Origin of the sequence: Streptomyces sp. NPDC058880 (assembly GCF_042742535.1) — a bacterium.
Taxonomy (GTDB): Bacteria; Actinomycetota; Actinomycetes; order Streptomycetales; family Streptomycetaceae; genus Streptomyces.
This window is the reverse complement of record NZ_JBHYMC010000038.1, coordinates 1-22,166: the sequence shown is the minus strand read 5'-3', so window position 1 is coordinate 22,166 and position 22,166 is coordinate 1. Positions and strand designations below refer to the sequence as shown.

Genomic DNA, 22,166 nt, shown 5'->3' with positions numbered 1-22,166 from the left:
CCGGCCGGGTGATGACCACCGGCCGGGCTCGGCGTGTGCCTGGCGCTACTGCGTTCCGCCTGTGTCTCGTTCTTCACGACGGACGTCTTCCTCGCCCCACCGTTCCTCTTCTGAGGGGCACTGGCCGGTAGTGGCACTTCGGCTCTCGGCGGCAGGGGGCAGGCCTTGTTGAGGGGCTGTGATATGGCCGAGGCGAAGCCCCAGCCCGCGCTTCTCGGCCTCTGCCGCTGCCCGGGCCAAGCTCGCGTACCAGTTCTCCGCCGGGTCGATGCGGACGAGAATCTCGCCGGCTTCGGTGGTGGCCGTCTCGGTGGTCGTCATGACACCTCGCTCCTGTGCTCGTCGGCGCGCCGCGGGAATCCCGGCTTGTCGGAGACCTCGACCTCGACTCGCTTCAGGTAGTGGAGATCGCAGTGCGAGCCGAGGAGGAATTCGGCAGGCCCATCGACGACACGCTCCTGGCCGAGCAGGACATGCCCGTGTCCCACTGTGCGCACGTGGTGCAGAAGGCGAACGCCAAGGAGGTCCGCACGTGAGCGGCCAGGCGACGTCCATCGCATTGGGAATCCAGGGCCTGGGTGTGCACATCCCGGAGCGCCGAGTCAGGAATGCGGACATCGCCGACCAGTACGGGTGGACCCGGAGTGGCTCGAGCGCATGACCGGTGTCCGGCAGCGGCAGTACGCGGAGCCCGGCCAGGCCACGTCCCACCTCGCGGTCGCCACAGCCTGTCGGGTACAGCACCGTCTCGGCGCAGACCGGGCTTGGGCCACCGATGTCGGCGGAGCATGCGCGGGATTCCTCTACGCCTTGAAGACGGCCCGCGACATCCTCGCCGCATCCCACCCCGATGGACGCGCGCTGGTCATCGGAGCCGAGACGTTCTCCAAGTTCCAGAATCCCGCCGACAGGTCCACAGGCGTGCTGTTCGCAGACGGTGCCGGTGCAGCGGTGGTAGGCCGTGCGGCTGCAGGAAGGGGGATCCTGTGCAGCGCGCAGGGGACTGATGGCGCGCTGGCCGACATCGTGGGAATCCGTGCCGGCGGCAGCGCACAGCCGAACACACCCGCTCCGATGGCGGCCACTACCTCCACATGAACGGGAAGAAGGTCGCGGCCTACTTCCGACTGTCAGGTCTGCCCCTGAACGAGATCGACCTCGTCATTCCGCATCAAGCGAATCCTCGTATGCTGCGAGCCCTGAGTCTTGAACTGGGCATCTCTGCCGCACAACTCGTCCTCACTGCCGATGCGTTCGGCAACACGGGCGCGGCCTCGCTCCCGATGGCACTCCACGTGGCGCGGGACCACGGCCGCATCCACCCGGAGACCACCGTTCTGCACGCCGCTGTCGGCGCCGGAATGAGCTGGGCCGGAACCGTACAACGCTGGTTGTAATAGCCCCAAGGCGGAGCAGAAGCCCGCCTGCGGACAGGCCGGCACTGTCTCGTGTGACGCGCATTCGGCTGGTTCACCGTGCCCGCAAGCCGTGCGCCCGGAACTGGTCGCGAACGCGCTCGACCAGTGCGGCGTCCGGAACCGGTTTGTCGCGGAGCGGGAAGGGGATGCCGAGCAAGTCGTACTTGTGGGTACCGAGTTTGTGGAAAGGCAGGACGTCGACACGGTCGACGTTGTCCAGTTCCGCGAGGAAGCGGCCCAGCCCATCGATGGCAGCCGGATCGTCGGTCCAGCCGGGGACCAGGACGTAGCGGATCCAGGTACGGACGCGGAGCCTGTTCAGCCGGACGGCGAAGTTGAGGGTGGCGGTGAGGTTGCCGCCGGTCAGACGCCGGTAGACGCCGGCGTCGAAGGACTTGATGTCGAGCAGGACCAGGTCGGTATCGGCCAGGAGCGCGTCGTCGGCGCGAGTGCCGAGGGCGCCGGAGGTGTCCAGTGCGGTGTGCAGGCCGAGCTCCTTGCAGCGTCGGAACACCTCGGCGGTGAAGGCGGACTGGAGCAGGGGCTCGCCTCCGGTCAGGGTCACGCCTCCACCGGCCAGAGCGGTGAACTGCCGGTACCGCTCGATGCGCCCGACCAGTTCGTCCACGGTGACCTGCTGCCCCTCGCGCATGTGCCAGGTGTCGGGGTTGGCGCAGTACAGGCAGCGCAGTTGACAGCCGCTGAGGAAGAGAACGAACCGGGTGCCGGGCCCGTCCACCCCGGTGGACAGGTCCCAGGAGTGGACGCGGCCCGTGGTCATCGCGCACCGTGGAACGTGCGGTTGATGACGTCGAGTTGCTGTTCGCGCGTGAGGCGGACGAAGTTGACGGCGTAGCCGGAGACGCGGATGGTCAGGTCAGGGTAGTTGTCCGGGTGTTCCATGGCGTCCTCGAGCGTGGCTCGGTCGAGGACGTTGACGTTCATGTGGAAACCGCTTGCGGCGGTGTAGGCGTCGAGGATCCCGACGAGGTGCCCGGCGCGTTCGGCCGGATCGTGCCCCAGGCCCTCCGGGGTGATGGTGGACGTCAGGGAGATGCCGTCGCGGGCCTGGTCATACGGGATCTTCGCGACCGACAGCGCCGATGCCGCCATCCCGTGTCGGTCACGTCCGTTCATCGGGTTGGCGCCCGGGGCGAACGGCATACCCGCACGGCGGCCGTCGGGGGTGTTGCCGGTGTGCTTGCCGTAGACGACGTTGGAGGTGATGGTGAGTACCGACTGCGTGTGCTCGGCACCCCGGTAGGCCGGGTGGCGGCGCACCTTTGCCATGAAGGAGCGGACCAGGTCGACCGCGATGCGGTCGGCGCGGTCGTCGTCGTTGCCGTAGGCCGGGTAGTCGCCTTCGACGTGGTAGTCGACGGCGAGCCCGGTGGCATCCCGAACGACTGTGACACGGGCGTGCTTGATGGCCGAAAGGCTGTCGACCGCCACAGACAGTCCAGCGATGCCACAGGCCATCGTGCGGTGGACCGGGTGGTCGTGCAGGGCCATCTCGATGCGCTCGTAGGCGTACTTGTCGTGCATGTAGTGGATCACGTTGAGCGCGTTGACGTAGGTCGCGGCGAGCCAGTCCAGCATGCGGTCGTACGCGTTGGCCACATCGGTGTAGTCGAGCTGCTCGCCGGTCAGCGGGGCCGTCGCCGGGGCGACCTGTTCGCCGGTCATCTCGTCGCGGCCACCGTTGATGGCGTACAGCAGCGCCTTGGCCAGGTTCACACGGGCACCGAAGAACTGCATCTGCTGGCCCACCGCCATCGCGGAGACGCAGCAGGCGATCGCGGTGTCGTCGCCGGTTCGGGGGCGAAGGAGGTCGTCGGACTCGTACTGGATGGAGCTGGTGTCGATGGATGTCTGGGCGCAGAACTGCTTGAAGCCCTCCGGCAGTCGGGGGGACCACAGCACGGTCAGGTTGGGCTCGGGGGCGGGGCCGAGGTTGTACAGGGTCTGGAGAAAGCGGAAGGACGTGCGGGTGACCAGGGGGCGGCCGTCCTCGCCGATGCCGCCGATGGACTCGGTGACCCAGGTGGGGTCGCCGGAGAACAGCGCGTCGTACTCCGGTGTGCGCAGGAACCGCACGATCCGCAGCTTGATCACGAAGTCGTCGATGAGTTCCTGGGCGCGGCTCTCGTCGATTTTTCCTTCGTCGAGGTCACGCTGGAGGTAGACGTCCAGGAAGGTGGAGGTGCGGCCCAGGGACATCGCCGCGCCGTTCTGCTCCTTCACGGCGGCGAGGAAGCCGAGGTAGAGCCATTGGACGGCCTCGTGCGCGGTGGCTGCGGGACGGGACACGTCGCAGCCGTAGGAGGCGGCCATCCGTTCCAGCTCGCCCAGTGCCCTGATCTGCTCGGCCAGTTCCTCGCGGTCGCGGATCACGTCGGCCGTGGACGGTGTCTCGTCCAGCCGGGTCCGCTCGGCTCGCTTGGCCTCGATCAGCCGGGCGGTTCCGTACAGCGCGACGCGGCGGTAGTCGCCGATGATGCGGCCTCGCCCGTAGGCGTCCGGCAGACCGGTGATGATGCCCGCCCTGCGGGCACCCAGCATTTCGGGGGTGTAGGCGTCGAAGACACCGTCGTTGTGGGTCTTGCGGTACGTGCCGAAGACCTTGGTGACGAACGGATCCGGTGCGAAGCCGTACGCGCGCAGCGCGTTGTCCACCATCCGCAGCCCGCCGTTAGGCATGATCGCCCGCTTCAGCGGAGCATCGGTCTGCAATCCGACGATCAGTTCCCGGTCGCGGTCGATGTAGCCGGGCGCGTGGGAGGTGATGGTGGACGGCATGGCGGTGTCCACGTCGAGCACACCCTTGCGGCGCTCCTCCGGGAAGAGCGCGGTGACGGTCTTCCACACCGTGCGGGTGCGCTCCGTGGGACCGGCGAGGAATGCGGCATCGCCCTCGTAGGGCGTGTAGTTGGCCTGGATGAAGGAACGGACGTCGATGTGTCGCTGCCACTCCTCGCCGGTGAAGCCGCGCCACAGGGCAATGGTGCGACTGGCGTCGGCAGGGTGCTGGACGGTCACGGTCATGTCGTCATCTCCTGGGCCGGGACGAAGGCGAGGTGGGCGATCGCCCTTTCTCACTGCTGATGGTTCCCGTCGGCTGTGTCGCCGGCCAGGGTCGAAGAGGCGAGGCGGAGCCCGCTGACCGGCCCTGGTGAGCCGGGCGGGAGAGGGCCTGTGGTCCCGTCGAGGCGAGGGACCATGGGCCCTCCCGCAGAGCGTCACGAGCTCTACCCCGCAGCCGCGGCGGTACGGGTCCATGACGACGTGGCTCTCCGCGCCCCCGGGCAGCACGGTTCGGGGGCTATGCGCTCGCGTCGGTGCCGTTCGCTTCCAGGGCTGCCCGGCCCTCCTCGACCGCGATCCGCACCAGCCGGCCGACGCCCTCACGGTCGATCGTCTCGAACGGGGAGACGGGGAAGACGCCCTTGTCGAGGTACGCGGAGAAGAACGCGGCTTCGACGTCGTCCCGGGAGAAGCCCCAGGTGGTCTGTGTCAGGTCGTTCGTGCCGAAGGAGAAGAACGCCGCCTCCTTCGCGATCCGGGCGGCGGTGAGAGCCGCCCTGGGCAGTTCGATCATGGTTCCGACCGGGCAGGTGACGTCGACGCCCGTCTCGTGCGAAACCTGTGCCAGGACCCGGTCCACTTCCTCCCGCACGAGGTGGAGCTCCTCGACCGCGTCCACCAGCGGGACCATGATCTCCGCCCGGGGGTCGCCGCCCGCACGCCTGCGCGCGACGACGGCCTCGGCGAGGGCCCGTACCTGCATGGCCACCAGCCCCGGCACCACCAGCCCCAGGCGCACGCCGCGCAGGCCGAGCATCGGGTTCTCCTCGTGCATGCGCGTGACGGCCGCCAGGAGTTCGCTGCCGTGCTGATCGGCCGGTGTGCCGAGCGCTTCGCCACGTGCGAGACGGACTGCGAGTTCCGTGCGGTCCGGCAGGAACTCGTGAAGTGGCGGGTCGAGCAGCCGGACGGTGACCGGCAGGCCGTCCATCGCTTCGAGGATGCCGGTGAAGTCCTGCCTCTGGAGCGGCAGCAGCGCCGCGAGTGCCGCCTCTCGTTCGGTGTCGCCGTGCGCGAGGATCATCGCCTCGACGAGGGGGCGCCGGTCGCCGAGGAACATGTGATCGGTGCGGCACAGGCCGATTCCCTGGGCACCGAAGCGACGGGCGCGGGCCGCGTCCTCGGGGGTGTCGGCGTTCGCCCGGACCTCCATGCCCCGCACGGCGTCCGCCTGCCGCATGAGCCGGTGGACATCACGCACCTGCTGCCGGGCCGTGCCGTCGGCCGGCAGCACACCGCCCTCCTCGAAGTACCGCACGACGTCGGAGTCGACCAGGGGTACGGAGCCGAGGCGCACCACCCCTTCCGACCCGTCGACTGAGACGACCGTGCCTTCGTGGACCGTCACGCCACCGGCGTCGAAGCGCCGCTCCCGTGTGTCCACGACGATGCCCTCCGCCCCGCAGACGCACACCTTGCCCATGCCGCGTGCGACGACCGCGGCGTGGCTGGTCTTCCCGCCCCGGCTGGTGAGCACCGCCTGGGCGGCGACCATGCCCGGCAGGTCGTCGGGCGTCGTCTCCTGACGTACGAGCACGACCTTCTCGCCGGCGGCCGCCCTGCGGACCGCTTCCGCCGAGTCGAACACGACGGCTCCCACGGCCGCTCCCGGTGAGGCGGGCACGCCGCGCGCGACGACCTCGCTCGAGTCCGTGGTGGCGAAGCGGGGGAACATCAGCCGTGCGAGCGCCTCGCCGCCGACCCGGCCCAGCGCCTCCCGCTCGCTGATCAGTCCTTCGTCGGCGAGCTGGGAGGCGATGGCGAAGGCGGCCTGGGCCGTGCGCTTGCCGACGCGGGTCTGGAGCATCCACAGTCTGCCGCGTTCGATCGTGAACTCGATGTCGCACAGATCGCGGTAGTGGGCCTCCAGTTGCCCCATGTAGCCGCGCAGCCGCGCGAACGACGCGGGGTCGATGCCTGCCAGGTCCTGGAGTGGCACGGTGTTGCGGATGCCGGCGACGACGTCTTCCCCTTGGGCGTTGGGCAGGTAGTCGCCGTAGACGCCCGGTCGGCCGGTCGCCGGATCCCGGGTGAAGGCGACGCCGCTGCCGGAGTCCGGACCGAGATTGCCGAAGACCATGGTCTGGATGTTGACCGCGGTGCCCAGGTCGTCCGGGATGTGCTCGCGTCGGCGGTAGAGGCGTGCGCGCTCGCCGTTCCAAGAGGTGAAGACGGCAAGGACCGCCCGCCGGAGTTGCTCGGCCGGATCCTGCGGGAACTCCTCCCCGGTCCGCTCGTGGATCAGGTCCTTGAAGGTCTCGACGATCCGAATGAGGTCGCAGGTGTCCAACTGCGTGTCGTCGCCCCGGCTGTGTTGCTGCTTGACTGCGGCGAGCGCCGCCTCGAAGTGGGAGCCGTCGACGCCCATGACCGTACTGCCGAACATCTGCACGAGGCGCCGGTAGGAGTCCCAGGCGAAGCGTTCGCGCTCGGGGGTCTTGGCCAGGCCCAGGACCGAGAGATCGTTCAACCCGATGTCGAGGATGGTCTCCATCATGCCCGGCATCGAGAACCTCGCCCCCGAGCGGACGGAGAGCAGGAGTGGGTCGTCCACCTGACCGAGCCGCTTCCCGGCGGCTCGTTCCAGCGCCGCGAGATGCTCGCCGATCTGCCGGTCGAGGCCGTCCGGAGCCCGCCCCGTGGCGAGGAAGATCCGGCAGGCTTCGGTGGTGACGGTGAAGCCGGGCGGCACGGGCAGACCCATGCGCGCCATTTCCGCGAGGTTCGCTCCCTTGCCTCCCAGGAGACCGGCCATGTCCCGGCCGCCCTCGGAGAAGTCGTACACGTAGGTAGTCATGGCTGCTCGCCTGTCTCTTCGGTGGATGTCGGGTCCCGGGAAGCGGGGCGGCACGGTAGCGGCCGGTTGGTCGGTCAGTCGTGCGGCACGACCGCGACGGGAGCCAGGGAGTGGTGGATGACGGCGTGGGTAACGGCCCCGATGTGCGTGCCGATCCGCGCACGCCGGTTCCTGCGACCGACCACGACCAGCCGGGCCCCCCGCGAGGCTTCAACGAGGTCCTGCGCCGGCCGGCCCTGGCGGCATTCACGGACGACGGACACACCGGGGTACTTCTCCGTCCACGGGGCCAGCGCCTCGTCGAGCGCCCGGCACGCGTCCTGCGCGACCTCCGCCCACATCAGTTGCAGGGCAGCGCCCGTGTCGGCTCCGTAGAGCGCCGGAACGGCCCAGGCGTGCAGTACCCGCAGACCGCAGCCGTACCGGTCGGCCGCCGCGAAACCGAAGGCGAGCACCTCGTCGCCGGGTGCGGACACGTCCAGGCCGACCACGACCTCTCCGGCCGGCCCGTCCTTCCCGGCAGCCGGGCGGTTGTGCGGGCGGACCAGGACGACCGGGCGCCGGGTGCGGGCGAGCACGGCCAGCGAGACGGACCCGGCGAGGAAGCCGGCCAGCCCGCCCAGGCCACGGGAGCCGAGCACCAGCAGCTCCGTCTCGTCCGCGGCGGCACACAGCTCCTCCACCGGGTCACCACAGACCCACCGCGTTTCGGTCCGCAGACCCGGGTGGCGTCGGCGCAGTCGCCTCTCCGCCGTACCGAGCTCCCGCTCACCCCACCCCTGGGCGGTCGCCGGGGCCACCAGACGCGTACGCGGATCGTCGTCCTTGCTCCAGACCTGGCGAAGCCGCAGCGGCGCCGCGCGGCGGACTGCCTCCCCGGCAGCCCAGTCCATGGCGGCGAGGCTTTCACGGGATCCGTCGAAGCCGACGGTGACGGGGCGGGACATGAACGGCTCCTCGGGAGAACGGGGAAGGGCCTTGCATCTCCACAGTGGCCTGCCCACGACCCGCCCGCAGAGGGGCCACAGGTCGGCCGCCGGGCACGCCACACGCCTGTCGGTACCCGCATCGGGTCGGTCGCCCACGCCACGCTGCACCACGCCCGCTGCCCCGTAGCTGTCGTGCCGCACGCCTGACGGCCCCGCCCCGCTTCGGGTGCGGCCCCGGCCCGGCCTCTCCGGCAGACATGGGGAAGCGGCCCGGCCCGACGTCCGAGAAGTACGCCGGGCCGGGCCGCTCAGCCGTTTCGCGGGCGCGTGAACCAGCGCTCAGTTCCTGGGACAGTCGTCACACCTTGCCGAGCCGCCCGATCTGGTCTCCCTGGGCGGCCAGAGCCTGCGTGGCGATGACGGCGGCCTGCACTCGCCGTTCGACGCCCAGCTTGGCGAGCAGCCGGGAGATGTTGTTCTTGACCGTCTTCTCCGCCAGGTAGAGCCGCTGGCCGATCTCACGATTGGTCAGCCCTTCCCCGACCAGAGCGAGGATCTCACCCTCGCGCTCCGTCAGGCCGGGCAGACCCGGCGGAAGCTCCTCCTGCGGAGGTCCGCCGCGCAGCCGGGCCATCACCCGCGCCGTGGCGCCGGGGTCCAGCATGGACTGGCCGGAGGCGACCGTCCGCACGGCGTTCACCAGGTCGGTTCCGGTGATCTGCTTGAGCACGTATCCGGACGCGCCAGCCATGATCGCGTCGAGCAGCGCCTCCTCGTCGTCGAATGACGTCAGCATCAGGCAGGCGAGGTCGGGCATTCGGGAGCGCAGCTCCCGGCAGGCACTCACGCCGTCCCCGTCCGGCAGGCGCACATCCAGGACGGCGACCTGCGGGCGCAGCGCGGGCACCCGGATGAGCGCCTGCTCGACCGTGCCCGCCTCCCCGACCACGGTCAGGTCCGGCTCGGCATCCAGCAGATCGTGCACACCGCGGCGCACGACCTCGTGATCGTCGAGGAGGAAGACCCTCACCGGTTCCTTCCGGTGAGGCCGCCGCTGCTGTCCGTCATCGCACACTCCGAGTTCGCCGGATCGTCCGCCCGCCGGCGGATCCACTGCATCGTGCCGTGCGAGCATGACCTTCAGCCAGGGCCGGATGGCCCTCATACGCGGCCGCATCCCATACGGCTGCCCTGGAGCAGCGGGTCCCACACGGTCACGGTGGCCCGGACGCAGAGAGGCCGCCGCCCGACGCGCGGTCAGAAGGAGGGAAGCGGCCGGGGCCCGGCGTAGTAGGCCGTACGCATGATGTCCTCCATGTCGTCCAGCATCGGCATGCGCGGGTTAGCCGGGGCGCACTGGTCCTCATAGGCGTTCAGTGCCTGCTGCGGCAGCGCGCCGATGAAGGCGGCCTCGTCAAGTCCCAGGGCGCGGAAAGACGGTTCGATGCCCACGGCGTCCCGCAGGCGTTCCACCGCGGCGGCGTACGAGGCCACGCCCTCGGCGGGGGTGGATGCGGGGAGCCCGAGGGCACGGGCAATGTCCTGGAAGCGCTCGGGCGCGCGGTAGCTCTCGTACTTGGGCCATCCCGTCAGCTTGCCGGGAACGGTGCCGTTGTAGCGGATCACGTGCGGCAGGAGGATTGCGTTGGTCCGCCCGTGGGCGATGTGGAAGGTGGCGCCCAGGGTGTGGGACATCGCGTGGACGATGCCGAGGAAGGCGTTGCCGAAGGCCATGCCGGCGATGGTGCCCGCGTTGTGCATCTTCTCCCGTGCCACGCTCCGCCGTGCCGACTCGCCGGTGACCGCCGCCTCGAGGTGGTCGAAGACCAGCCTGATGGCGTGCAGCGCCAGACCGTCGGTGAAGTCGTTGGCATAGACGGACACGTACGCCTCGGTGGCATGGGTGAGAGCGTCGAAGCCGCTGTCGGCGGCGAGCGACGCCGGCAGCCCGGCGGTCAGGACGGGATCGACGATCGCGACACTGGGGGTCAGGGCGTAGTCGGCCAGCGGATACTTCTTGCCGGTCGCCGGGTCGGAGATCACAGCGAAGGGGGTGACCTCGGCGCCGGTTCCCGAGGTGGTGGGAACGCAGACGAGACGGGCCTGCTTGCCGAGCACGGGGAAGCGGAAGGCCCGCTTACGGATGTCGGAGAACTTCTGCCGCATGTCGGCGAAGTCGACGTCCGGCTGTTCGTACAGCAGCCACATCACCTTCGCCGCGTCCATGGGGGATCCGCCACCCAGGGCGATGATGGTGTCCGGCCGGAAGTCGCGCATGAGGGCGGCGCCACGCTGTACGGAGTCGATGCTCGGCTCCGGCTCGACGTCGTCGATGACCTGGATGGTCACGGGTTGCTGCCGCTGTTGCAGGACACGGCTGACGCGCTCCACGTAACCGAGCCGGGTCATGGTCGCGTCGGTGACCACGGTGACGCGGTGAACGTCGGGCATCGCCGCGAGGTAGCGGATGGCCTGGGGCTCGAAGTAGATCTTCGGCGGCACCTTGAACCACTGCATGTTGTTCTGCCGGGTGGTGACGCGCTTGATGTTGAGCAGCTGGGCAGCCGAGACGTTGTCCGAGACCGAAGTACTGCCCCAGGACCCGCAGCCCAGGGTCAGGGACGGAACCAGACGGTTGTAGATGCCGCCGATCGCTCCCTGCGAGGACGGCGAGTTGACGATGATCCGTACGGTCCTCATACGGCGGCCGTAGCGCTCGGCGAGGGCCGGGTCACCGGTGTGGATCACCGCGCTGTGTCCCTGTCCGTGGAAGTCGACCATGTCGGCCGCGAGGTCGAAGCCCTCCTGCGTCGACTCGGCTCGCAGCACGGTGAGGACCGGGCAGAGTTTCTCCCGCGTCAGCGGCTCGTCGGGCCCGACGTGGCTCGCCTCGGCCAGGATGAGCGATGTGTCCGCTGGGACGGTGAACCCGGCCTGCTCCGCGATCCGGTCGGGGCTCTGCCCGACGGCGGCCGGGTTGACGCGGCCCTGTCGGCCGGCCGGGTCCGGCGGGAACAGATAGGTCTCCAGCTTCCGCTTCTCCTCGGCCGTCGCGATGTACGCGTGCAGGCGCCGGAACTCGGCGAGCGCCTCGTCGTACACGTCGGTGTCCAGGATGACCGCCTGCTCGGACGCGCAGATCATGCCGTTGTCGAAGGACTTGGACAGGACGAGGTCGTTGACCGCCCGGCGCAGGTCCGCGCTGTGGTGCACGTAGGCGGGCACGTTGCCGGCGCCGACGCCGACGGCGGGCTTGCCGGCCGAGTAGGCGGCCTTGACCATGGCGTTGCCGCCGGTCGCCAGGATCAGCGCGACGCCTGGATGTCGCATGAGGAGGCTCGTGGCCTCGATGGAGGGAGCCTCGATCCACTGCACGCAGTGCTCGGGCGCTCCGGCGGCGACGGCGGCGTCCCGCACGATGCGTGCGGCTGCGGTGCTGCACACCTGCGCGGAGGGGTGGAAGGCGAACACGACGGGGTTGCGTGTCTTCAGCGCCAGCAGCGCCTTGAAGATGGTGGTGGACGTCGGGTTGGTGACGGGCGTGACCGCGCAGAGCACGCCGACGGGTTCGGCGATCTCGATGATGCCCTCGATGTCGTCGCGGCCGATGACGCCGACCGTCCTGGCCCGGGACATGCTGTGGGTGACGTGCTCGCAGGCGAACATGTTCTTCGCCGCCTTGTCCTCGAAGACACCCCGCCCGGTCTCCTCCACCGCCAGCCGGGCGAGGGCGGTGTGCTGGTCGAGGGCGGCCACCGACGCCTTGGCGACGATGTGGTCGACCTGCTCCTGCGTGAAGGACTCGAAGTCGGCGAGCGCCTTGGTGGCATTGTCGACCAGGAGGTTCACGGAGATGAGCGTGTCCGACGGGGTGCCGTCGGTGGTGGTGCGGGGGTCGCTGGTCGCCTGTGTCATGGAAAGCTCCCTGGTGTGGGTGGCACTGTGGCCACACGTGGCCGGCCACCGGGGTGGCCACCCGTTCCGTCCTGTCACCTACAGCCTTGCCCGGGACGCGTCCTCGGCTGAGGTCCCGAAGGTCCCTCGACGGGGCCCGATGGTCTCCGGCCGCTGTGGCAGCGCAGAGGCTTGCGCCACCACCGGGCCTTCCGTGCCTCTACGGCGTCCGCTGCCCGGGCTGCCGCCGGCTCACCGGGCGTCGAGCAGCGTGGCGACGTACTGGGTCAGATCGACAAGACGGTTGGTGTAGCCCCACTCGTTGTCGTACCAGCCGAAGACCTTGACCAGGTCGCCGTTGGCCTGCGTCAGCGGGGCGTCCACGATGCACGAGGCGGGGTCTCCGACGATGTCGCGCGAGACGATCGGGGCATCGCTCACCCTCAGGACACCCTTCAGTGGTCCCTCGGCAGCCTCCCGGAAAGCGTCGTTGACGTCCTGTGCGGACACCTGCCGTGCCAGCACCAGGCTGAGGTCGGTCAGCGAGCCGTCCTCGACCGGCACGCGCACGGCGATGCCGTCCAGGGTGCCCGCGAGTTCCGGGAGCACCAGGCCGATGGCACGGGCGGCGCCGGTGCTGGTCGGGATGATGTTCACCGCGGCCGTGCGGCCGCGGCGCAGGTCCTTGTGCGGGCCGTCGAGCACGACCTGGTCGTTGGTATAGCCGTGGATGGTGGTCATCAGCCCCTTGACGATGCCGAAGCGCTCGCTGAGGACCTTCATCATGGGGGCCACGCAGTTGGTTGTGCAGGACGCGTTGGAGATCACGTGGTCGACGCGCGGATCGTACGCGGACTCGTTGACGCCCATGACGATGGTGGCGTCGACGCCCTTGCCGGGGACGGACAGCAGCACCTTGCGTGCTCCTGCCGTCAGGTGCCGGCCGGCTTCCTCCTTGGTGCGGAAGCGGCCGGTGGCCTCGATGACGACGTCCACGCCGAGCGCGTCCCACCCGAGGTCGGCGGGGTCGCGCCGGGACGTGACCGCGATGCGGTGACCGTCCACCGTAATGGATTCGCCGTCGTGATCAACGGTGCGGTGGAGTCGGCCGTAGGTGGAGTCGTAGGTGAGCAGATGGGCCAGCGCAGCCGGGGAGGTGAGGTCGTTGACGGCCACCACCTCGATGGGGGTGCCGTTGCTCGTCTCCGCGCGTTCCATGACGCAGCGCAGGTAGTTCCGGCCGATGCGTCCGAAACCGTTGATTCCGATGCGTACGGTCATCTCCGCCGCCCCTTCCCTTGGGTGCCGATGCGAGTGGTGCCACCCTGGGGGGCATGTCGCGCCGCGGGCAGGGGTCGAACGGGGTGCACGCCAGGGCCGTTGGGCCTTCCCCCCGGCGGCCCCGCCCGGACCGGCCTGTCACGGGCCGAACGGCCCGGCGTGCAGGTCCTGACCGGTTCTGTCCCCCGGCCGTCCTCCGCCCCACTCTGGAAGCAACGGCAAGCATGAGGAGCAGACGAACCCGGGGCTTCCCGGCCCCCGGCGCGCTGAGCACAGCGGTCGGCGGGCAGTCAGAGGTCGCGGCGCCATCGGCGGTATCCGGAAACCTGCGCAACGAGTGGAGATGAGCACCGTGGTCGAAAAGCGGACGGTGGGCCAAGTCATGACCACCGAGGTGGTCCAGGCCCGCCCGGACACCTCCTTCGAAGAACTGGCTCGCATGCTCATCGCCCATCGGATCAGCGGGCTGCCGGTGGTGGATGACGACGACAAGGTCATGGGCGTCGTCTCCCGGAAAGACCTCGCCCGGCAACAGGGCTGTCTCGGCCGGCACGAATCCGGGCGGCATCGGATGGCGCACACACCATGGCGACCGGCCGACGCCCACTCCGTCGCGGGGCCCGCCCCGGCGGCAGGCGAGCTGATGACCAGCCCAGCGGTAACCGTGCATCCCGAACAGCGCGTCGCCGACGCCGCGCGCATCATGGAACGTCGCCACGTCGACCGGTTGCCGGTGGTGGACGAGGAGGACCGTCTGATCGGCATCACCACGCGGCGTGATCTGCTGCGCGTCTTCCTGAGGACGGACGAGGAGATCCTCGCGGACGTCGCCGATGCCGTCTCCGGACGGGCGCTGGCCGCCCACCACATCGACGGGCTCCGCATCGACGTTCGCGACGGGATGGTCACCATGGCGGGATTATCTGAACCTGCCCTCGATTCAGCGACGTTGATTAGCGTCACGTGGGGCGTGGACGGTGTGGTGGGTGTGGTGAACCGGCTGACAACCGGCCGCGAGAGCGATCACTGACAACAGGGCGGGACACCACGGGCTCTTCCGTCGGCCGAGCGGCGGCGGGCACCGCGGCCGGTCGCGGCGACCTGGAGCCGCCGACCCGAGCGGTGCTGTCCGTCCGGCACGTCACGCGATATCGGGCCGGGGCACGTCGACTTACCCGTCCCTGGGTCTGGAGGCCGAACGGCCTTGCCCGGCCGACCGGAAGTCCCGGGTTCTCGGGTGGTGTCGGTACCAGTGGCGCCGTGGCGGGGTCCGGACGGCTCTGCCCGGGAGCGGCCGCCGACAGACAGGCTGGAAGGGATGGAGGAGGAGTTCTCATGAGCGGTCCCAAGACCAGCCGGACAGCCGACGTTCAGGTCCGCAACCGAGGGCAGGTGCCCGATGGCGCGGACGTGTACGCCCAGGGAAAGATGCTAGCGGTGATCGGCCACGTGCGCGGACCCGTGCTGACCGTGCGGGTGAAGCTCACGCAAGCCGTCAACACTTCGGCAAACCGTCCGGCCACGGCGGTATGCGGCGGACGGCCCCCACCGCAACAGCACGCCCAGCCGGACATCGAGGGACGGCGCAGGGCACGACCACCGTCAGCACCGGCATCACGTTCCCGCCGAAAAGCGCCGGATCGTGCGGCACAAGTCCTTCAGCCTGGTCCACCAGACGCCTGAGGACGCCGTGATCGACCTGGAAGCCATGGACCACGACTTCTGGCTCTTCACGGACCTGGCCTCCGGGCACGACAGCGTCGTCTACCGCGACGTCCGTACCGGGCGGCATCGCATGGCTTCGCTGGGACCTCTGGGTCAGGAACGGGAGGTCGACGGTCTGCTCGGCGTGAGCACGGTTCCCGTGCCAACGAGCAGTGTGACCGAGGCCGTTTCACGGTTGCACCTCACCGGGCTGCCTTTCGTCTTCTTCAACGACACGGCCACCGGCCGGGGCTGCGTCCTCTACCACCGCTACGACGGCCACTACGGGCTGATCACTCCGTCCCGGTAACACGTTCCGGGCGACGCCGCGCGCCCGGCCGCCGGTCCCCGGACCCGTGCCGCAAACCACCCGAAGACCCCTCACCCGGAGGAATCATGTCACGTACCGTCATCGCCGCTGTGGACGGCTCGGCCGAGTCGCTGGCCGCCGCGGACTGGGCCGCCCGCGAGGCACAGATGCGCCGCCTGCCCCTGCACCTCCTGCACGTCTGGCAGGACTGGTCACGGGCCTTCGCCCACGCCCCGTTCACTGGCCTGGACACCACGCCCTGTGAGGGGGCGACCGCCACACAGCACTACGCCGAGCAGGTCACCCACGACGCGTCCGACCGGCTGCGGGCCGCGCATCCCGGCCTGGACATCACCGTCGAGCAGGTGCACGGCCGCCCCGCGGAGGTGTTGCTGTCCGCCGCAGAGAAGGCGGAAGTCCTGGTCGTGGGTTCACGAGGGCTGGGTAGCCTGGCCGGCTTCCTGACCGGATCGGTGTCCCTGCCCGTCATCGCGCACGCGGAGCGTCCGGTCGTCGCTGTACGGGCCGGGGAACGGGCCGAGTGTGAACCGCTCCCCGGCACGGGCGGCCACCGGGAGCGCAAGGGGCAGTGCCTTGACGTGGTGCTCGGCCTCGACCTCTCCAGGCCGTGCGACGAGCTGCTCGCGTACGCCTTCGAAGCCGCCGCTGCCCGAGCGGCCACCCTGCGGGTCGTGCACGGCTGGAGCGTACCGGTGGTCGAAGGGTACGACCCTGCGGCGGCCGACCCCGGCCACGGCGTCGCGCCGGGACAGCGCGAGGCAAGCGCACTCACCGACGTACTGCGGTCGTGGCGCGGCAAGTTCCCCCAGGTCGAGGTCAAGGAGCAGTGCCTGGTGGGACGGCCCGCGGGCCACCTTGTGGAAGCGTCGAAGGAAGCCTCGCTGGTGATCGTCGGACGGCGCATACGCCGGGCGGCGGTCGGAGCACACATCGGCCCGGTCGCCCACGCAGTGCTGCACCACGCCACGACGCCCGTGGCGGTCGTCCCTCATCTCTGATCGTCGCGAGCCGCACCCAGGACGGATACGCCCCGGTTGCGGTCCCCCGACGGACGCCGTCGCCCCTTGACACCAGGAGCCCTCGTCGCGCAGCTGCGCGACGAGGGCTCCTGGTGTGCTGCGACCGCAGTGGTCGGTGCGTTGCTTGTCGTACCGGGTGGAAAAGACGGAAACCACCTCGGCGAGGGGCGCGATGGGGCGGTCGGTCCGGGTCCACAGGCCGGCCGCGAAGGACCGTTGCGGCCGTCCCCGCCCTTCCCCCACCACCTCGACCACAGCGTCCGTGCAGGCCTTGCCCGCCCGCCTGCGCCGACGCAACTCTCAGGCCTGCCACCCCCGATGGGTGGCCGCCCGACGCCGTGAACGTATCCGCATCAGCAGCCGCAGTGACACGGCCATGCGGTGGAGGCGAGCGTCCCACCAGTGGCCCGTCGGCGCTCTCGCACTGCCAGTCCACAGCGAGGACGGGAACCGCGCCCGTGCAGTCGCTCCGATGGCCGGCAGTCCGGGCATGAGGTCCCACCTCCTTGAGCGGCCACGGACACCCTGCACTCGCCGGAGCTCACGGTCGCGGCCCGGAAAAGCGCCCAGGGCTCTGTCGGCACCGTCCGGCGGAGCCCACAGGTCCGCCTCGTGCCGGGCACACGACGGTGGCCGGCTGGTCGGTGTCCCGACCAGCCGGCCACTTGCCTGCCCGCAGCGATTCAGCGCACTGCCGCACCGAGTGCGAGGAATCCGGCGACGGCCACCAGCAGGGCGCCCATCAGTGGTGCCATGAAGCGCAGGTACCGGTCGTAGCGGATCTTGGCCAAGGCGAGGCCGCCCATGACGACGGCCGAGGTGGGCGTAACGAGGTTCACCCATCCGGAAGCCGACTGGTACGCGGTCACCACCAGGGCCCGGCTCACTCCGGCGAAGTCGGCCAGGGGGGCGAGGATGGGCATGGCGAGTGCCGCGTGGCCGGACGAGGAGGGGACGAAGAAGGCCAGCGGGAGATTCACCAGGAACATCAGGACGGCGAACACGCCGGAGGACGTGTCGGCCACAGCACTCCGCAGGACGTCGAGGATGGTGTCGGTGACACTGGCGTTGTTCATGATCACCGTGACTCCGCGGGCCAGCATGACGATCAACGCCGCTCCGATGAAGTCCCCTGCGCCGGCGGTGACGGCTTTCACCGTGCCCTTCTCGCCCAGGCCGCCGACCAGCCCCACGGCGACCGCCGCGACGATGAACAGAGCGGCGAGTTCGGGGAAGTACCAGCCGAGGGTGGGCAGGAAGGTGACGTGCAGATCGGACCAGGGGACGACGGCGAAGACCATGAAGAGGAACGCGGCCGCGAAGAGGTACAGGACCGTGCGCTGGCGACTCGTGAGCTTCGCCGCTTCGCTGCCCTCAGCCTTAATGCGGAGGTCGTCCTCGGTGAGGGGTGTCAGCGACCGGGAGGGGTCCTCGGTGACGCGGCGGGCGTAGCGCACGACGTATGCGGCTGCCAGGGCTGTCAGGCAGGCCCACATCACCAGTCGCAGGACGATGCCGTCTCCCGTGCCGATGCCGGCGCTGTCGGAGGCCACCCCGGTGGCAAAGGGGTTGACGGTCGAGGCGAGGGTGCCGACCCCGGCTCCCACCATGACGACTGTCGCGGCGACCATGCGGTCGTAGCCCAGGCCGAGCATCAGGGGGATCATCAGCCCGTAGAAGCCGAGGGTTTCCTCGGCCATGCCGTACGTGGTCCCGCCGAGGGAGAACACCGTCAGCAGGACCACGAGCAGCATGGTCCTGCGGTGGTGCAGTCGCTGCGCGAGGCGCGCCACTCCCGCCGTGAGGGCCCCGGTGCGCATCGTGACGGTGATGAACGCGCCCACGGCCAGGATGAAGAGGAACACGCCGGCCGCGCCCGCGAAGGAGCCGGTCCCGCCGGGTGCGGTGAGGCCGGTCCCGGAATCGGTGACGCCGTACAGACCGTTGACCGGGGCGAGGAACAGGTCTTTGAGCCGCTCCCAGAATCCGGTGGTCAGTTCTACGGAGTGGTAGGTGCCCGGTACGGGGCTGCCGTCCTTGGTGTCGTAGCGGCCGGCGGGGATGACGAACGTCAGGGCCCAGACTGCGACAGTGACGGCGATCAGGACGGTGAAGGCGGACGGGAACCGAAGCCGCCGTGGGGCGTCGGGCGCGCCGGAGTCCGTTCTGGCTCTGGCCGGCGGCGGGGATGCGGGTGCGCTCTGCAGGGTCATGTCAGGTCCTGTGTTCCGTCATGGCGGGCTTCGCGGTAGCTGCCGCTGGGTGTGACGACGGTGCCGGCGGCTCCGTCGAGGATGGCTCGGGCGTCTTCGAGAGCGCCGATGGCCGCCATTCCGCCGGTGAGCTCGACGAACCGGCACACGGCGTCGACCTTGGGGCCCATGGATCCGGCGGGGAACTGCTGGGCCCTCAGGGCCGCGGGCGTGGTCCGTCCGATGGGCTCGGCGCCGGGGGTGCCGTAGCCGAGCGAGACGTGGGGAACGTCCGTGAGCAGCAGGAGTGCGTCGGCGTCGAGCGCCTCGGCCAGGAGGGCGGCGGTGAGGTCCTTGTCCACCACGGCTTCGACGCCGGTCAGCTGCCCCTGTTCGTCACGGATCACCGGCACGCCGCCGCCTCCTGCGCACACGGCCACCGCTCCCGAGTTGAGCAGCAGCCGGATGAGCCGGGTCTCCACGACCCGTTGTGGACGGGGGGACGGTACGACGCGTCGCCAGTGGGCGCCGTCCTGCTTGACCGTCCAGCCGCGTTCGGCGGCCAGTCGATCCGCTTCGGTCCGGTCGTAGACCGGGCCCACGAATTTGGCCGGGTCGGTGAAGGCGGGGTCGGCCGCGGAGACAAGGGTCTGGTTGAGCAGGGCGCAGACCTGCCGTTCGGGCAGCGCGTTCTGCAGGGACTGGAGCAGCCAGTAGCCGATCATGCCCTGGGTCTCCGCGCCGAGGACGTCGAAGGGGTAGGGGCTGCTCAGGGAGCGGTCGGCGGCGCTCTGGAGAGCGAGCACGCCGACCTGAGGTCCGTTGCCGTGGGTGATGACGAGTTCGTGCTCGTGCGCGAGGGGGGCGAGCGCGGACACGGCGGCGCGGATGTTGGCGAGCTGCACGGCGGCGTCCGGCCGCTCCTCGCGGCGGAGCAGGGCGTTGCCGCCCAGTGCGACGACTACACGCATGACGTGTTCTCCGGAGGTCGAGGGGATGCCGGTTCAGTCGCCGAGGGTGGCGACGAGGACGGCCTTGATGGTGTGGAGCCGGTTCTCGGCCTGGTCGAACACGATGGAGTGCGAGGACTCGAAGACCTCGTCGGTGACCTCCAGTGCGGTCATGCCGGTCCGCGCAGCGATCTTGGCTCCGACGGTGGTGTCGCTGTTGTGGAAGGCCGGAAGGCAGTGCATGAACTTGACCGCCGGATTGCCCGTCGCCTCCAGAGTCTTCGTTGTCACCTGGTACGGCTTGAGCAGGGCTATGCGCTCGTCCCACATCTCCGGCGGCTCTCCCATGGAGAGCCATACATCGGTGTAGACGAAGTCGACGCCGGCCACGCCTTCGGTCACGTCCTCGGTCAGGGTGATCCGCGCGCCACTGACGGCCGCCGCCCGCCGCGCCTGGTCGACGACGTCGGAGGCGTTGTGCAGGGATCGCGGGCCGACCATGCGTACGTCCATGCCGAGCATCGCCGCGACGATCAGCAGGGAATTGCCGACGTTGTTCCTGGCGTCGCCCAGGTAGGCGAAGGACACCTGGTTCAGCGGTTTGTCGGTGTGCTCCCACATGGTGAGAACGTCGGCGAGTGACTGGGTGGGGTGCCACTGGTCCGTCAGGCCGTTCCAGACCGGAACGCCGGCGTGCTGGGCCAGTTCCTCCACCAGGCGCTGGTCGCTGCCCCGGTATTCGATCCCGTCGTAGTAGCGGCCGAGGACGCGTGCGGTGTCCTTGATGGACTCCTTGTGCCCGAGCTGGGAGCCGGCCGGGTCGAGGTAGGTCACGTGCGCGCCCTGCTGGTGCGCGGCCACTTCGAAGGCGCACCGGGTCCTCGTCGACGTCTTCTCGAAGATGACGGCGATGTTCCTGCCGCGCAGCCGCTGCTCCTCGCGCCCCTCACGGCGGGCCGTCTTGATGGAGGCGGAGAGTTCCAGCAGGTGGCGGAACTCCTCGGGAGTGAAGTCGAGTTCCTTCACGAACGGGCGCTGGTGCAGGTCGTCGTGCATGGCAAGCTCCTTGATATGTACGGGGTGTGTGCGACGGGCGGTGAGGGGGACGCGGGAGCGCGGGAGGGGTGGTCAGGCGGCCTCGCGCTCGATGGGGCAGGTCATGCACCGCGGACCACCACGGCCCCGGCCGAGTTCGCTGCCTCGCACGGTGATGACTTCGATCCCGCTCTTGCGCAGGTGAGTGTTGGTGGTCACGTTGCGCTCGTAGGCGACGACCACACCGGGCTCCACGGCCAGCACGTTGCAGCCGTCGTCCCACTGCTCCCGCTCGGCGGACCGCAGGTCCTGGCTCGGGGTGAGGACGTTGATGGAGGGCAGACCCAGCGCATCGGCGATGGCCCGGTCCATGTCCTCGGGGGCGTGGTCGGTGACCCTCAGGCCCTCCCCGCCGGCCCCCGGTTCGATCGTGGAGGAAGGCAGCATGCCGAGGCCGGCGTATCGGGTGAAGGTGTCGCCGCTGACCATCGTCATGACCGTGTCGAGGTGCATGAAGCTGCGGCTCTTCGGCAGGCTGACGGCCACGACCCGCTGGGCGGAACCCGCCGCGAACATGCGCAGGGCGAGATTCTCCACGGCCTGAGGCGTGGTGCGCTCGCTCATGCCGACGAGCACCGCGCCGTTGCCGATGACCAGGACGTCGCCGCCCTCGATGGTGGCGGGATAGGCTGCCTGCCCGTCGGCCCACCGGTGGAACTCCCCCTTCGTGAAGAGGGGGTGGTGCTGATAGAGGGCTTCGAAGTGAACCGTTTCACGGCGGCGTGCCCGCTTGTTCATCGGGTTGACGCTCACGCCGTCGTACACCCAGCACGAGGTGTCGCGGGTGAACAGATGGTTGGGCAGCGGCGCGAGGAGGAAGTCGTCGGGCGACATGGCGTGCAGGCGTACGCTCGGTATCGGGCCCGTGCGCTCGAGCAGTTCCGCCTTGGTGACGCCGCCGATGAGGCAGGTGGACAGGGCGGCCGGCTCCAGGGAGTCGAAGTGCGTGCGGAGCCGGTCGGTGCCGAGGATGCCGAACTCGCGTTCGTCGAAGACCCGGTCCAACACGAGCTGCCGCGCTTCGATGCCGTCCAACGTCTCGGTAAGCAGGTCGGCGAGGAGGTGCACACGCACTCCGCGGTCCCGCAGGACATCGGCGAACGCGTCGTGCTCGTCGCGGGCGCGCTTGGCCCACAGCACGTCATCGAAGAGGAGCTCGTCCTTGTTGGTGGGCGTGAGGCGTGTCAGTTCGCGGTCGGGGCGGTGCAGGATGACCTGCTTCAGCCGGCCGGTCTCGGAGTCGACGTGAAACGTCATGGGGTCCCCCGGAGATGAGACGGAAGGTGCGCTCGACGGGCGCCGTAATGGGATGTGCACCCGGCCGGGCGTCCTCTGGGGGCGCCTCGGGGAGCACTTGAACTCTGTCACTCGCGCCCCCTCATGCCCGGCGGCAACAGTCCCCGGTGGCGGGCCGGTCGGCACTCTCCGAGAGGTCCCGTTCGGTCGCTGCGCAGGGCCGAAGGGCCCTGCGC

At 69.9% G+C, this 22,166-nt stretch carries 18 protein-coding genes and 1 pseudogene; 7 read left to right on the top strand and 12 right to left on the bottom strand.

All coding sequences use genetic code 11. The annotated features are described in order from the left end of the window. Positions 1-45 precede the first annotated feature (45 nt). Entirely contained in the window at positions 46-321 is a 276-nt protein-coding gene (locus ACFW2G_RS21150; RefSeq protein ID WP_384580009.1) for a hypothetical protein, read from the bottom strand. 14 nt (positions 322-335) lie between these two features. Here ACFW2G_RS21150 and ACFW2G_RS21145 point away from each other — a divergent pair, with 14 nt between their 5' ends. The 3 genes from ACFW2G_RS21145 to ACFW2G_RS21135 all read left to right on the top strand — a co-directional run bounded on the left by ACFW2G_RS21145 (position 336) and on the right by ACFW2G_RS21135 (position 1,397). Beyond that, positions 336-536 (top strand): acyl carrier protein, encoded by a 201-nt coding sequence (locus ACFW2G_RS21145; RefSeq protein ID WP_384580007.1) that lies wholly within the window; start codon positions 336-338, stop codon positions 534-536. A 121-nt stretch (positions 537-657) separates the two neighbouring features. Further along, positions 658-1,098, top strand: coding sequence for a hypothetical protein (locus ACFW2G_RS21140; protein WP_384580005.1), 441 nt, complete (start codon positions 658-660; stop codon positions 1,096-1,098). Beyond that, positions 1,095-1,397 carry a 3-oxoacyl-[acyl-carrier-protein] synthase III C-terminal domain-containing protein gene (locus tag ACFW2G_RS21135; RefSeq protein ID WP_384452733.1) on the top strand — a complete coding sequence of 101 codons (303 nt, stop codon included), beginning with the start codon at positions 1,095-1,097 and terminating at the stop codon, positions 1,395-1,397. Before ACFW2G_RS21140 ends, ACFW2G_RS21135 begins: the two co-directional genes overlap by 4 nt. Before the next feature lie 73 nt (positions 1,398-1,470). On the opposite strand, the gene pflA is transcribed toward ACFW2G_RS21135, so the two are convergent. From pflA to ACFW2G_RS21115, 4 genes are all read right to left on the bottom strand, one after another. Further along, on the bottom strand, positions 1,471-2,199 hold the full coding sequence (gene pflA / locus ACFW2G_RS21130; RefSeq protein WP_384580003.1) for a pyruvate formate-lyase-activating protein: 729 nt from the start codon (positions 2,197-2,199) through the stop codon (positions 1,471-1,473). Further along, positions 2,196-4,463 carry a formate C-acetyltransferase gene (gene pflB / locus ACFW2G_RS21125; RefSeq protein ID WP_384452727.1) on the bottom strand — a complete coding sequence of 756 codons (2,268 nt, stop codon included), beginning with the start codon at positions 4,461-4,463 and terminating at the stop codon, positions 2,196-2,198. The genes pflA and pflB overlap by 4 nt, the downstream gene beginning before the upstream one ends. Before the next feature lie 277 nt (positions 4,464-4,740). Beyond that, positions 4,741-7,299, bottom strand: a complete 2,559-nt coding sequence (ppdK, locus tag ACFW2G_RS21120; RefSeq protein WP_384580001.1) for a pyruvate, phosphate dikinase — start codon at positions 7,297-7,299, stop codon at positions 4,741-4,743. Positions 7,300-7,373: 74 nt separating this feature from the next. Beyond that, positions 7,374-8,246 (bottom strand): universal stress protein, encoded by an 873-nt coding sequence (locus ACFW2G_RS21115; protein ID WP_384452724.1) that lies wholly within the window; start codon positions 8,244-8,246, stop codon positions 7,374-7,376. Positions 8,247-8,327: 81 nt separating this feature from the next. Between ACFW2G_RS21115 and ACFW2G_RS21110 the strand changes: the two are divergent. Then, positions 8,328-8,435, top strand: a pseudogene (locus tag ACFW2G_RS21110) (universal stress protein); the annotation flags it as partial. A 151-nt stretch (positions 8,436-8,586) separates the two neighbouring features. Here ACFW2G_RS21110 and ACFW2G_RS21105 read toward each other — a convergent pair. The 3 genes from ACFW2G_RS21105 to gap all read right to left on the bottom strand — a co-directional run bounded on the left by ACFW2G_RS21105 (position 8,587) and on the right by gap (position 13,403). Continuing rightward, positions 8,587-9,258, bottom strand: a complete 672-nt coding sequence (locus ACFW2G_RS21105; RefSeq protein WP_384579999.1) for a response regulator — start codon at positions 9,256-9,258, stop codon at positions 8,587-8,589. A 227-nt stretch (positions 9,259-9,485) separates the two neighbouring features. Next, entirely contained in the window at positions 9,486-12,143 is a 2,658-nt protein-coding gene (adhE, locus tag ACFW2G_RS21100) for a bifunctional acetaldehyde-CoA/alcohol dehydrogenase (protein WP_384452720.1), read from the bottom strand. Between the two features lie 231 nt (positions 12,144-12,374). Next, positions 12,375-13,403, bottom strand: a complete 1,029-nt coding sequence (gene gap, locus ACFW2G_RS21095; RefSeq protein WP_384452717.1) for a type I glyceraldehyde-3-phosphate dehydrogenase — start codon at positions 13,401-13,403, stop codon at positions 12,375-12,377. Positions 13,404-13,746: 343 nt separating this feature from the next. Here gap and ACFW2G_RS21090 point away from each other — a divergent pair, with 343 nt between their 5' ends. From ACFW2G_RS21090 to ACFW2G_RS21080, 3 genes are all read left to right on the top strand, one after another. Further along, a complete protein-coding gene (locus tag ACFW2G_RS21090) occupies positions 13,747-14,433 on the top strand; it encodes a CBS domain-containing protein (protein ID WP_384579997.1) in 687 nt (228 codons plus the stop codon). Positions 14,434-15,042: 609 nt separating this feature from the next. Next, positions 15,043-15,417 (top strand): sigma 54 modulation/S30EA ribosomal C-terminal domain-containing protein, encoded by a 375-nt coding sequence (locus ACFW2G_RS21085; RefSeq protein WP_384452828.1) that lies wholly within the window; start codon positions 15,043-15,045, stop codon positions 15,415-15,417. Positions 15,418-15,503: 86 nt separating this feature from the next. Further along, a complete protein-coding gene (locus tag ACFW2G_RS21080; protein WP_384452712.1) occupies positions 15,504-16,436 on the top strand; it encodes a universal stress protein in 933 nt (310 codons plus the stop codon). Between the two features lie 704 nt (positions 16,437-17,140). On the opposite strand, the gene ACFW2G_RS21075 is transcribed toward ACFW2G_RS21080, so the two are convergent. The 4 genes from ACFW2G_RS21075 to ACFW2G_RS21060 form a co-directional block, all read right to left on the bottom strand. Further along, a complete protein-coding gene (locus ACFW2G_RS21075; RefSeq protein WP_384585582.1) occupies positions 17,141-18,670 on the bottom strand; it encodes a YfcC family protein in 1,530 nt (509 codons plus the stop codon). After that, a complete protein-coding gene (gene arcC / locus ACFW2G_RS21070; protein WP_384585585.1) occupies positions 18,667-19,620 on the bottom strand; it encodes a carbamate kinase in 954 nt (317 codons plus the stop codon). Before arcC ends, ACFW2G_RS21075 begins: the two co-directional genes overlap by 4 nt. A gap of 33 nt (positions 19,621-19,653) precedes the next feature. Then, a complete protein-coding gene (gene argF / locus ACFW2G_RS21065; protein ID WP_384456534.1) occupies positions 19,654-20,655 on the bottom strand; it encodes an ornithine carbamoyltransferase in 1,002 nt (333 codons plus the stop codon). Positions 20,656-20,727: 72 nt separating this feature from the next. After that, positions 20,728-21,951, bottom strand: a complete 1,224-nt coding sequence (locus ACFW2G_RS21060) for an arginine deiminase (protein WP_384456531.1) — start codon at positions 21,949-21,951, stop codon at positions 20,728-20,730. Positions 21,952-22,166 lie beyond the last annotated feature (215 nt).

Bases quoted from the DNA above. Each gene is read 5' to 3' on its own strand.
- adhE (WP_384452720.1), bottom strand. From the start codon at position 12,143: ATGACACAGGCGACCAGCGACCCCCGCACCACCACCGACGGCACCCCG.
- pflB (WP_384452727.1), bottom strand. From the start codon at position 4,463: ATGACCGTGACCGTCCAGCACCCTGCCGACGCCAGTCGCACCATTGCC.
- ACFW2G_RS21140 (WP_384580005.1), top strand. From the start codon at position 658: ATGACCGGTGTCCGGCAGCGGCAGTACGCGGAGCCCGGCCAGGCCACG.
- ACFW2G_RS21135 (WP_384452733.1), top strand. From the start codon at position 1,095: ATGAACGGGAAGAAGGTCGCGGCCTACTTCCGACTGTCAGGTCTGCCC.
- ppdK (WP_384580001.1), bottom strand. From the start codon at position 7,299: ATGACTACCTACGTGTACGACTTCTCCGAGGGCGGCCGGGACATGGCC.
- pflA (WP_384580003.1), bottom strand. From the start codon at position 2,199: ATGACCACGGGCCGCGTCCACTCCTGGGACCTGTCCACCGGGGTGGAC.
- ACFW2G_RS21075 (WP_384585582.1), bottom strand. From the start codon at position 18,670: ATGACCCTGCAGAGCGCACCCGCATCCCCGCCGCCGGCCAGAGCCAGA.
- gap (WP_384452717.1), bottom strand. From the start codon at position 13,403: ATGACCGTACGCATCGGAATCAACGGTTTCGGACGCATCGGCCGGAAC.
- ACFW2G_RS21080 (WP_384452712.1), top strand. From the start codon at position 15,504: ATGTCACGTACCGTCATCGCCGCTGTGGACGGCTCGGCCGAGTCGCTG.
- argF (WP_384456534.1), bottom strand. From the start codon at position 20,655: ATGCACGACGACCTGCACCAGCGCCCGTTCGTGAAGGAACTCGACTTC.
- ACFW2G_RS21060 (WP_384456531.1), bottom strand. From the start codon at position 21,951: ATGACGTTTCACGTCGACTCCGAGACCGGCCGGCTGAAGCAGGTCATC.
- arcC (WP_384585585.1), bottom strand. From the start codon at position 19,620: ATGCGTGTAGTCGTCGCACTGGGCGGCAACGCCCTGCTCCGCCGCGAG.
- ACFW2G_RS21115 (WP_384452724.1), bottom strand. From the start codon at position 8,246: ATGTCCCGCCCCGTCACCGTCGGCTTCGACGGATCCCGTGAAAGCCTC.
- ACFW2G_RS21090 (WP_384579997.1), top strand. From the start codon at position 13,747: ATGAGCACCGTGGTCGAAAAGCGGACGGTGGGCCAAGTCATGACCACC.
- ACFW2G_RS21150 (WP_384580009.1), bottom strand. From the start codon at position 321: ATGACGACCACCGAGACGGCCACCACCGAAGCCGGCGAGATTCTCGTC.